The organism is Pseudomonas sp. (genome assembly GCF_036387035.1).
In the GTDB taxonomy this organism is placed as follows: Bacteria; Pseudomonadota; Gammaproteobacteria; order Pseudomonadales; family Pseudomonadaceae; genus Aquipseudomonas.
In genome coordinates, this window is sequence record NZ_DASVUM010000008.1 from 1 (window position 1) to 7758 (window position 7758).

Here is a 7758-nt window from a genome sequence, read left to right on the forward strand (position 1 = left end):
GTGCACGCCTATCGCGGTCTGCTTGAAGGGCCCTTGCAGGCCTCGCAATTGGTTGATCGGGCTAACTTACAGTTCAAGGTCCAGGTGCAGGAGTGGAAGAACGTGCTGTTGCGCGGCAAGCAGCCGGCGGATCGCGACAGGTTCTGGTCGGAGTTTGAAGACCAGGAGCGTGGGGTCCAGGAAAGCCTGGGTCGCCTGAGTGCGTTGAATGGGCTGGATGCGGCCACTAAAGCTCAAGTCGATAAGCTTCGCGACGAGCACCGCACCCTCGGCGGCGCCTACCGCAAGGGCCGTGACGCCTACATCGCCTCGGGTGGCGATGCGGTCGCTGGAGACTTGGCGGTCAAAGGCGTTGGCCGCGACACCAGCGAGCAGATGAACGGGCTGGTGGAAGGCCTTCGCACCCAGAGCGACACACAATCGAAAGTAATCAGTAGCACGGCGGATCGGACCATCCTGATCGGCACGCTGGTGATGCTCGCCTCGGCCTTACTGGTGGGCGTGCTGACACTGTGGATGGTCAACCGCAACATCGTCGGCCCGATCCGCATGCTGATTGAATACGTCGCGCAACTGAGCCAGGGACGCTTCAGTGAGCGTGTGGCCGTCACTCGCCAGGACGAGTTGGGGCGTCTTGCCGTTGCCGCCAATACGCTGCGCGATTTCCTCGCCGACACCTTCACCCGCCTCAAGCGCAGCACCACCGACCTGGACAGTGCCGGCGGCGAGCTCAAGGCGATTGCAGCGCTCATGGCACAGGGCACTCACGAGCAGTTCGAGCGCACCGATCAAGTGGCGACGGCGATGACGGAAATGTCCGCCACCGCCCAGGAAGTCGCCCACCATGCCGCTCAGGCCGCACAGGCCGCTGACGAAGCGGATCGCAGTTCCCAGGACGGCAGCAAGGTCATGGGCGCGACGATTACCGCCATCACCCAGATGCGCACCGAGATCAGCAACACCGCCGACGTCATTCGCCGCCTGGAGAGCGACAGCGGCCGCATCGGCAAGGTGCTGGAAGTGATTCGCGGCATCGCCGAACAGACCAACCTGCTGGCGCTCAACGCAGCCATCGAAGCGGCCCGTGCCGGTGATGCCGGGCGCGGTTTTGCGGTCGTCGCCGATGAAGTGCGCACGCTGGCCCAGCGCACGGCGGCCTCCACCGCGGAGATCAACCAGATCATTAACTCGGTGCAGACCGGCGCGGTGGATGCCGCCCAGGCCATCGAAAGCGGTCAGGCGCGCAGCCAGGAAAGCGTCGATCAAGTTGCGCTGGCAGGCGCCTCGCTGGAGCGCATCACCTCGGCAGTGGAGGCCATCCGCGACATGAACCGCCAGATCGCTACCGCCGCGGAAGAGCAGACCTCCGTGGCAGAGGATATCTCGCGCAACCTGACGGAAATCACTGCCATCGCGATTACCAACCAGAGCAACGTCGAACGCACCCAGACCGCCAGTCAGGATTTGCATGTGCTGTCGGTGGGCTTGAACGACGTGATTTCGCGGTTGAGTGCATAGAACTCGGTTGTTCGCGCCGGCCTCTTCCCGGCTGAAGCCGGTGCTACTGACACAACGCTATCATCTGGTGGGACCGGCTTTAGCCGGGAAAGCGTCAGATGTCACATCGCAACACCGCGAATGCTCATACTGGCCCATTCCCGGCTGAAGCCGGTCCCACTGACACAGCTCGATCACTTTGTGGGACCGGCTTTAGCCGGGAATGCGTCGGATGTCACACCGGGAAATGGATGGTGTTCATACTGGCGTCTTCCCGGCTGAAGCCGGTCCCACTGACACAACGCTATCATCTGGTGGGACCGGCTTTAGCCGGGAAAGCGTCGGATGTCACACCGCAAAATGGATGGCGCGCCTACTGGCCCATTCCCCGCTGAAGCCGGTCCCACTGATACAGCTCGATCACTTTGTGGGACCGGCTTTAGCCGGGAAAGCGTCGGATGTCACACCGCAAAACGGATGGCGCGCCTACTGGCCCATTCCCCGCTGAAGCCGGTCCCACTGACACAACGCGCTCATCTGGTGGGACCGGCTTTAGCCGGGAAGGCGTCGGATGTCACACCGCAAAATGGATGGTGTTCATACTGGCGTTTTCCCGGCTGAAGCCGGTCCCACGAAGACGCCGCCGGCAGCGGGCTTACCCTTGTCGAAACACCAGCGCTTTCAACCCGCCTTCTGCCTCGGCATCCGCGAATTCCGGCGGGTTTTCGAGGCGTTGTTCAAAGCGCAGGCCGGGCGCTTCGCGGGTCACGCCTTCGATGAGGAAGTCCGCGCCCAGCAGCGGATCGTTCATGCACGCCAGCACGGTGCCTTGCGGGGTCAGCAGCTCCGGCAACTGGCGCAGCACCCGTTGATAATCCTTGGTCAGCAGAAAACTGCCCTTCTGAAACGACGGCGGGTCGATGATCACCAGGTCATACGGCCCGGTGCTTTTCACCTTGCCCCACGACTTGAACAACTCGTGCCCCAGAAACGTGACCTTGCTCAGGTCATGGTCGTTCAGGCGGTGGTTGTCGCGGCCGCGACTCAGCGCCGCCCGTGACATGTCCAGATTGACCACATGCTCAGCGCCACCCTCGAGCGCCGCCACTGAAAAGCCGCAGGTGTAGGCAAACAGGTTCAGCACCCGCTTGCCCGCCGCATTGGCCCGCACCCAGTCACGGCCGTAGCGCATGTCGAGGAACAGCCCGGTGTTCTGTTTTTTGCCGAAGTCCACCCGGTAGCGCAGACCGCCCTCTGTCAGCGTCCACTCTTCCAGCACCTCGCCCAGCAGCGCTTCGGTGTGGCTGTCCGGCAGATAACGGTGCTGTAAAAGCAGCGTATGCGCACCGGATTGCCGCCACACCGGCGACTCGATCAGGGTCATCAGGCGCTGCTTCAGGGCTTCCAGCTCAGCGTCCGCTGGCGCCTTGAACAGCGACACCAGCACCACGCCCTCCATCCAGTCGACAGTTAGCTGCTCCAGCCCCAGCCAGCGCCGGCCACGCCCGTGAAACAGGCGGCGGGTCTCGGCGGGCACGGTGGCGAGGGCGGTTTGAAGGTGGGTGTCGAGCAAGTCGAGGGCGTCGGCATTCATCGGTGGGCAGCGGGTCGGCAGTGGAGAGGGCCGGCATTCTAAACCCAATTCCCCGACCAACGACGGCGCGACACCGTCATCCGTCGAGAGACCCGGCCCCAAACCGGCGGATCAGGTCGCCGGCGCACCCTCGGGTTGATCATGGACCACGCCTTCGCCGGTTTCCGGCACGGCCAGCCACAGCAGCACGAAGGCCACGGCGGCAATCGCCGCCAGGGTCAGGAACGCTGCGCTGTAGCCCGCCTCGCGTACCACCAGCCCGGCCAGACCGTTGCTCAGCGCCGCACCCAGGCCAAAGACTGTCGAGATGGCGCCCAGGCTGACATTGAAACGCCCGGTGCCACGGGTCAGGTCCTTGACCACCAGCGGCAACAGCGCGCCAAACGCCCCGGCGCCGATGCCGTCGAGCAATTGCACGCCCACCAGCCAGTACGGGTTGTCGGACAGCACATAAAGCACGCCCCGCAATGGCAGAAAAATGAAGCCTGCGAGCAACAGCGGCTTGCGTCCCCACACGTCGGCTTTGGCGCCCACCAGCCACGCCACCGGCACCATCACCAACTGCGCGGCGACGATGCAGGCGGAGGTCAGCGGTGTGGCGAGGTTGACGTCAATCTGCGAGAGCTTCTGGCTGACAAGGGGCAGCATGGCCGCATTGGCCACGTGAAAAAGCCCGCAGCAGATGGCGAATACCAGCAGCGGCCGGTTATGCAACAACGCCGACCAGCCGCTGGGTTGGTCGTGGGCCTGGGCATGGCTGGGGTCGAAGCCGCGGGCCACGTCATGATCAATCGCCGAGGCGTCGACAAACGCCACAGCGACAATGCTCGCCATGGCCATGAACGCCATCAGGTAGAACACCGCAATCGGCCCGTACAGCCAGGAAAAGCCGCCCGCCAGCAGGGCGGCGCAGGCATTGCCGGCATGGTTCCAGGTTTCGTTGCGCCCGGTTCGGCGGGTAAAGGCCTTCGGACCGGTGATCCCCAGCGAGATGGCCGCAATGGCCGGCGCGAAGACCGAGCCGGCGATGGCGCTGATGCTTTGGGTGATCGCCACCCACGTGAACGAGTGAATGAACGGCAGCACCAGGCACCCGACGGTGACCAGCAAGGCGGCCACGATCACCACCAACCGCTTGCGGGGGGTGCGGTCAATCAGCGCACCCGCCGGCGTCTGGGTGACCAGCGCGGCAATCCCGGCCAGCGTCATCACCAGCCCGATACTGGCCGGGTCCCACTTGTGCACCGCCAGCAGATAGATGGCCAGGTACGGGCCGAGCCCGTCGCGCACGTCCGCCAGAAAGAAGTTGAGGCCGTCCAGAGAACGGTTATTGCGCTGATCGGACGATTTGCTCAAGGGCTGACTCACTCTGGCGGTGCGCAAGCGAAGCGGCTGCGCCATTGCTAGATGACCCGGCGCCGTTGCGTTGGTTCTGCGCACTGTTGCAAGGCAGGTAAGGGACTTTCTTGTCAGGACGTTTGAATCGGGGCGGGCGCAGGCATAAGCTTCGCGCCATTGATAGTGCCTGGACGTGGTTGGTCCGGCGCTCTTCCCGAAAATCCCGATTCAGGAACTGCCATGTCCAGTCTGTTTCCCGCTGCCCGTCCACGCCGTCTGCGCAGCAACGAAAACTTCCGCACGCTGTTTCAGGAAACCGAATTCACCTTGAACGATCTGGTGCTGCCGATCTTCGTCGAGGAAGAAATCGACGACTTCGTGCCGATCAACAGCATGCCCGGCGTGCAGCGCATCCCCGAGTCGAAGCTGGCCCAGGAGGTCGAGCGTTATGCCCGCGCCGGGATCAAGTCGGTCATGACCTTCGGCGTGTCCCACCACCTGGACGCCACCGGCAGCGACACCTGGCAGGAAAACGGGCTGGTCTCGCGGATCTCGCGGACCATCAAGGCCGCCGTGCCGGAAATGATCGTCATGTCCGACACCTGCTTCTGTGAATACACCGACCACGGCCATTGCGGCGTGATGCACGGCGCCCACGTCGACAACGACGCGACCCTCGAAAACCTGGGCAAGCAGGCCGTGATGGCGGCGCGTGCCGGCGCTGACGTCATTGCCCCTTCGGCGGCGATGGACGGCCAGGTAAAAGCGATTCGTGCGGCCCTTGACGCTGCCGGCTTCACCCAGACGCCGATCATGGCGTACTCGACCAAGTTCGCCTCGGCGCTGTACGGACCGTTCCGCGAAGCCGGCGGCTCGGCGCTCAAGGGGGATCGCAAGACTTATCAGATGAACCCGATGAACCGCCGCGAAGCCCTGCGCGAATCGCTGCTGGACGAGGCTGAAGGCGCCGATGCGCTGATGGTCAAGCCGGCCGGTGCCTACCTCGACATCATCCGCGACATCCGCGAAGCCTCCAACCTGCCCCTGGCGGCGTATCAGGTCAGTGGCGAGTACGCGATGATCAAGTTCGGTGCCCAGGCCGGCGCCATCGACGAACACCGCGTAGTGCGCGAGACCCTCGGCGCAATCAAACGCGCGGGCGCTGACCTGATCTTCACCTACTTCGCCATGGACCTGGCACTGAGCGGGATCTGATTGACGGTTCTTCAGCGTGAGGGTCGGCTTGCCCTGTCTTCTGATGGGGCGAAATCCTGCGGGAGCCGGTTGGCCGGCGGATTCGGTGTGTCAGTCCCCGAATTCGGCGCTGATCGACAGGGTTCGCCAGCAAGCCGGCTCCTACGAGTCTGCCTCCATCCAGAGTCAGGTGCGTGCTATCGACGTCGTCCTCACGCCGCCGTTCTGTCCGGGTATCCAGGCTGAATCTGCGCCGCCTGCCAAGCATCCAGCCCTCCGATCAGCGCCTTGCCCCGGATCAGCCCGTGGGCGTGGAGCCTTTCGGCCAGTAGCGCTGCCGACAATTCATTCGGACAAGCGCAATAGAACACCATGTCCACATCCCGCAGGCGTTCGATCCACGGCGCGACGGGTTCTTCAAGGCTGATCGACACGGCCCCCGGGATGCCCTCGACGACCGCGGCATGAAAGCTCGGCCGCACGTCGATGATCACCGGCGCGTCGTCGGTGTCACGCAGGGCCAGCAGCTCGGCAACGGTGATGCGCGGAATCCTCGCCGTGCGGGCCTTGAGCCGACGCCGTTTGGCGTACTTCCAGGCGATGAACAGGCCCAACACCGCCAGCACGCTGACGATGGCGATCGGCAGATAACCGCTGAGCCAGTCGAGCATCGGGATCAGCGCATCACTGAATAGCATGCCCAACAGCAGCGCCGAGCCCGCCCAGATAAACGAACCGGCCAGGGAATAGCGCACGAACACCGGGAGCGGCGTCGCGTTCATACCCGCCACGGTGGTGACCAAGGCACCCGCGCCGGGCAGGAATTTTGACAACAGCATCGCCCGCGGCCCGACGCGCTCATAAACGGTCAGCCCCTGACGAATGCAGGTGTCCTGAGAAAGGGAAATCTTGCAGATGGTCTTCAGCAGCACGCCGCCATACCGCTTGCCGGCCCAGTACCACAGGCCATCGGCAATCAGACAGGCAACCATGGCCACCAGCACGCCGGCACCCAGCAAGGGCTTGCTCTGCATGGCCAGGGCGCCGGTGACGATGAGCGTCGGGTAGGCCGGCACCGGCAGGCCGATCTGCTCCAGCAGCACGTTGACGAACACCAGCAAGAGGCCGTGGCTTTCGTTCAACTGCTGCAGTTCGTTCATGGCGGCGCCTGCCTGAAGGTTGAGGAAGCGAAAAGGGGGGCCAGTACCGTCGCCCGAACAGCCCGTTTGTGTCAACGCTGAATGTGGCCAGTTGAACGGCATCATAGCCCGCGTCGATGGCAGCGATTGGCAGGCGTGATTTCAGTTGGGCGGCGGTGGTCCTTAGAATCAACAGCCTCAGCCATCAATAGACACAGGGAGCATCTCATGGCCATCGAAATCGGAATCAACGAGCAGGACCGTGCACAGATCGTTGAAGGACTGTCGCGACTGCTGTCAGACACCTACGTGCTGTACCTGAAAACCCACAACTTTCACTGGAACGTCACAGGGCCGATGTTCCGCACGCTGCACCTGCTGTTCGAGGAGCAGTACACCGAACTGGCGACGGCGGTGGACGCTGTGGCCGAACGCATTCGTGCCCTGGGCTTCCCGGCGCCGGGCACTTATTCCACCTACGCGCGCTTGTCGTCGATCAAGGAAGAGCCGGGCGTGCCCGCAGCCACTGACATGATTCAGCAATTGGTGGAAGGCCAGGAGGCAGTGGTGCGCACGGCCCGCGAACTGTTCCCGCTGCTGGAAAAAGTCAGCGACGAACCCACCGCCGACCTGCTGACCCAGCGCATGCAAGTCCACGAAAAAGCCGCCTGGATGCTGCGCTCGCTGCTGGAAGGTGAGGGCTTCGTTGCCTGAAGCTGCGTCGCGGCTGAAGGCCCATTCCCGGCTGAAGCCGGTCCCACCGAACGGGCGCGATAGCCTGTGGGATTCCCGGCTAAAGCCGGTCCCACTGAACGCTGCGATCACCTGTTGGGATTCCCGGCTGAAGCCGGTCCCACTGAACGCGTGCGATCACCTGTTGGGATTCCCGGCTGAAGCCGGTCCCACTGAACGCGTGCGATCACCTGTTGGGATTCCCGGCTGAAGCCGGTCCCACTGAACGGGCGCGATCGCCTGTGGGATTCCCGGCTAAAGCCG

General features: G+C 63.7%; 6 protein-coding genes. 3 read left to right on the plus strand and 3 right to left on the minus strand.

Annotation, left to right across the window (positions count from 1 at the left end; translation table 11 throughout):
• Positions 1-813: 813 nt before the first annotated feature.
• Entirely contained in the window at positions 814-1518 is a 705-nt protein-coding gene (locus VF672_RS24480; RefSeq protein WP_414705548.1) for a methyl-accepting chemotaxis protein, read from the plus strand.
• 634 nt (positions 1519-2152) lie between these two features.
• Here the strand turns inward: VF672_RS24480 and VF672_RS00690 are convergent.
• Both VF672_RS00690 and VF672_RS00695 read right to left on the minus strand, forming a co-directional pair.
• Positions 2153-3091 carry a class I SAM-dependent methyltransferase gene (locus tag VF672_RS00690; RefSeq protein ID WP_331100349.1) on the minus strand — a complete coding sequence of 313 codons (939 nt, stop codon included), beginning with the start codon at positions 3089-3091 and terminating at the stop codon, positions 2153-2155.
• A gap of 111 nt (positions 3092-3202) precedes the next feature.
• Positions 3203-4447, minus strand: a complete 1245-nt coding sequence (locus tag VF672_RS00695) for an MFS transporter (RefSeq protein WP_331100351.1) — start codon at positions 4445-4447, stop codon at positions 3203-3205.
• A gap of 222 nt (positions 4448-4669) precedes the next feature.
• Between VF672_RS00695 and hemB the strand changes: the two genes are divergently transcribed.
• Entirely contained in the window at positions 4670-5644 is a 975-nt protein-coding gene (hemB, locus tag VF672_RS00700; RefSeq protein ID WP_331100353.1) for a porphobilinogen synthase, read from the plus strand.
• 191 nt (positions 5645-5835) lie between these two features.
• Here the strand turns inward: hemB and VF672_RS00705 are convergent, their stop codons facing one another.
• Entirely contained in the window at positions 5836-6783 is a 948-nt protein-coding gene (locus VF672_RS00705) for a VTT domain-containing protein (protein ID WP_331100355.1), read from the minus strand.
• Positions 6784-6990: 207 nt separating this feature from the next.
• Here VF672_RS00705 and VF672_RS00710 point away from each other — a divergent pair, with 207 nt between their 5' ends.
• Positions 6991-7476, plus strand: coding sequence for a Dps family protein (locus VF672_RS00710; protein ID WP_331100357.1), 486 nt, complete (start codon positions 6991-6993; stop codon positions 7474-7476).
• The last annotated feature ends 282 nt before the right edge of the window (positions 7477-7758 follow it).

Bases quoted from the DNA above. Each gene is read 5' to 3' on its own strand.
- VF672_RS00710 (WP_331100357.1), top strand. From the start codon at position 6,991: ATGGCCATCGAAATCGGAATCAACGAGCAGGACCGTGCACAGATCGTT.
- hemB (WP_331100353.1), top strand. From the start codon at position 4,670: ATGTCCAGTCTGTTTCCCGCTGCCCGTCCACGCCGTCTGCGCAGCAAC.
- VF672_RS00690 (WP_331100349.1), bottom strand. From the start codon at position 3,091: ATGAATGCCGACGCCCTCGACTTGCTCGACACCCACCTTCAAACCGCC.
- VF672_RS24480 (WP_414705548.1), top strand. From the start codon at position 814: ATGTCCGCCACCGCCCAGGAAGTCGCCCACCATGCCGCTCAGGCCGCA.
- VF672_RS00705 (WP_331100355.1), bottom strand. From the start codon at position 6,783: ATGAACGAACTGCAGCAGTTGAACGAAAGCCACGGCCTCTTGCTGGTG.